This window comes from Falsiroseomonas sp. RANM36 (genome assembly GCF_056682175.1).
In genome coordinates, this window is the sequence record NZ_JBWXTD010000008.1 from 24,835 (window position 1) to 27,851 (window position 3,017).

The 3,017-nt window shown below is 74.1% G+C and carries 2 protein-coding genes; both read left to right on the forward strand.

Annotated features, from left to right (window positions below; translation table 11 throughout):
- Positions 1-1,280: SbcC/MukB-like Walker B domain-containing protein (locus AC1MIR_RS25765; protein WP_480031033.1), on the forward strand; the 1,280-nt coding region annotated here is incomplete at its 5' end.
- A 39-nt stretch (positions 1,281-1,319) separates the two neighbouring features.
- Positions 1,320-2,852: a UxaA family hydrolase gene (locus tag AC1MIR_RS25770; protein ID WP_480031034.1), complete on the forward strand. Its 1,533-nt coding sequence runs from the start codon at positions 1,320-1,322 to the stop codon at positions 2,850-2,852.
- Positions 2,853-3,017: the final 165 nt, after the last annotated feature.

Sequence of the window (3,017 nt, forward strand, 5' to 3'; positions counted from 1 at the left end):
GGGGGGGGGGGGCGGCGGGGGGGGGGGGGGGGGCGGGGGGGGCGCGGGCCGCCCCCCCCCGCGACGCGGCGCGGCAGGCGGCGGACGGGCTGACGCGGCAGCGCGAGGAGCGCCGGCAGGAGGCGGAGACAGCGCGCGCCGATGCCGGTGGCAGGGCGCAGGCGCGCGATGCGCTGCGCGCCGCGCTGCCCGAGGGCCTCGCCGCCGCCGCCACCCTGGCCGCGCAGGCCGAGGCCGAGGCTGGCCGCGCGAAGGCGCTGGCCGAGGCGCTGGAGCGCGAGCGCACGGCCGAGACCGAGGCGACGACGCGCGCCGCGACCACGGCCAGCCAGGCCGAAGCAGCGCGGCGCGACGCCATGGAGCGGCAAGCCAAGGCCGCGCAGGCCGCGGCCGCGCTGCGGGAAGCCTGCAGCGCCGCCGGCTTCGCGACGCCGGAAGCCTTTGCCGCCGCGCTGCTGGACGAGGCAGCGGAAGCGGCGCTGACGCAATCCGTGCGCGAGGGCGAGGCGCAGCGCAGCGCCGCCGCGGCGCGCGCCGACGCCGCGCGCCTTGCCGCGGCCGGCCTCGCCCTGCCGGATCTCGCCGCGCTGCAGGCCGCACGGCAGGCCGCCGAGGACGCGGAACGCGACGCCACCGGAAGCGTCGCGGCGCTGCGGGAGCGGCTGGCGGCGCGCGACACGCTGCTCGCCGACATCGCCGCGGCCGAGACGGCGCGCGCGGCGGCCGAGGCGGATTGGACGCTGCGGCAGGACCTGGCGGACCTGGCCTCCGGCAAGGGGACGCGCCAGCGCCTGGACCTAGAGGGCTTCGTGCTGCGCAGCCTGCTCGACGAGGCGCTGGCCGCCGCCAACCGGCGGCTGCGCGGCATGCTCGGCGGCCGCTACACGGTGCGCCGCGTCGAGGAGCCCGAGAGGAGAAACGCGGCGATCGGCCTGGATATCGAGGTGCTGGACGCCCATGCCGGCGAGGCGCGGCCGGCGGGCACGCTCTCGGGCGGCGAGGGCTTCTGCGCCGCGCTGGCCCTCGCGCTCGGGCTGTCCGACACGGTGCAGGCCCATGCCGGGGCACGCCGGATCGACGCGCTGTTCGTGGACGAGGGCTTCGGCACGCTGGATGCCGAGGCGTTGGAGACGGCGCTCGCCGTGCTGTCCGACCTGCAGGCGGGGGACAGGCTGGTCGGCGTCATCAGCCATGTGCCGGAGTTGCGCGCCCGCATCCCGGCGCGGCTGGAGATCGCGCCCGGCCCGCGCGGCAGCAGCGCGGCCTTCCGCTTCGGCTGAGCGGCGCTATCCTGCGCCCCGAGACAAGGAAACGCCCCCATGGACGCCCGCACGCTGCCCCCCGTGATCCGCCTCTCGCCCGAGGACGGCGTGGTGATCGCCCGCATCGCCATCCCGGAAGCCACGACCGTGGCCGAGGGCGTGACCACGAAGCGCCGCATCCCGCCGGGCCACAAGATCGCGACGCGCGCCCATGCGAAGGGCGAGGCGATCCGCCGCTACGGCCAGATCATCGGCTTCGCCACCGATGCGATCGCGCCCGGCGACTGGGTGCACACCCACAATTGCGCGATGGGCGATTTTTCCCGCGACTACGCCTGGGGTGTCGATCAGCGACCCACGGCCTTCATCACGCCGGCCGCGACCTTCATGGGCATCCGTCGCACCGACGGGCGCGTCGCCACGCGCAACTACATCGGCATCGTCACCAGCGTGAATTGCTCCGCGCATGTGGCGGACCTCATCGCCGACGCCTTCAAGCGCAACCCGTTCAAGGGCGAGGACCCGCTCGCCGAATTCCCGAACGTGGACGGCGTGGTGGCACTCACCCACAAGACCGGCTGCGGCATGACGATGGGCGAGCCGCTGCGCCTGCTGCGCCGCACGCTGGCGGGCTTCGCGCGGCACGTGAATTTCTCGCACGTGATCGCCATCGGCCTGGGCTGCGAGGTGAACCAGCTCGGCCCGATGCTGGAAGAGCAGAAGCTCGCCGGCCGGCTGCGCAACATGGACATCCAGGAGATGGGCGGCACGCGGAAGACCGTTGAAGCCGGCATCGCCTTCGTGAAGGAGGTGCTGGCCGAGGCCAACCGCGTGCAGCGCGAGCCCGTGCCCGCTTCCGAGCTGATCGTCGCGCTGCAATGCGGCGGGTCGGACGGCTATTCGGGCATCACCGCGAACCCGGCGCTCGGCGCGGCTTCCGACCTCGTGGTGCGCCACGGTGGCACGGTGATCCTGTCCGAGACGCCCGAGACCTATGGCGCCGAGCACCTGCTGACGCGCCGTGCCGTCTCGCGCGAGGTCGGCGAGAAGCTCGTGCAGAAGATGCGCTGGTGGGAGGAATACACGGCGCGCGAGGGCGCCGAGATGAACGCCAACCCCTCGCCGGGCAACAAGGCGGGCGGGCTCACGACGATCCTGGAGAAGTCGCTCGGCGCGATGGCCAAGGGCGGCACCACGAACCTGACCGCCGTCTACGACTATGCCGAGCCGGTGACGGCGAAGGGCTTCACCTTCATGGACACGCCCGGCTACGACCCGGTCGGCGCCACGGGGCAGGTGGCGGGCGGCGCCAACCTGCTCTGCTTCACCACGGGCCGCGGCAGCGTCTTCGGCATGAAGCCCACGCCCTCCATCAAGCTCGCCACCAACAGCGCGATGTATGAGCGCATGGTGGAGGACATGGACGTGAACTGCGGCACGATCCTCACCGGCGAGGAGAGCGTGGCGCAGTGCGGCGAGCGCATCTTCCAGCTCATGCTGCGCGTCGCCAGCGGCGAGCGGACCAAGAGCGAGGGCTACGATTTCGGCAGTTCCGAATTCGCGCCCTGGACGCTCGGTGCGACGATGTAGCGCCCCTGCGTCGCGTTACGGAACCGAGACACTTCGGAGAAGCTTTGCTGAAAGCGCTCCGCGCCCGGTTGCGGGCGCGGCGCCCCCCCGCCGAGCGCCCCCCCCCCGCCCCCGGGGGGCGTCAAGCGCACCCCCCGGCGCCACCCGCGTCAAGCCCCCCGCGGG

Bases quoted from the DNA above. Each gene is read 5' to 3' on its own strand.
- AC1MIR_RS25770 (WP_480031034.1), top strand. From the start codon at position 1,320: ATGGACGCCCGCACGCTGCCCCCCGTGATCCGCCTCTCGCCCGAGGAC.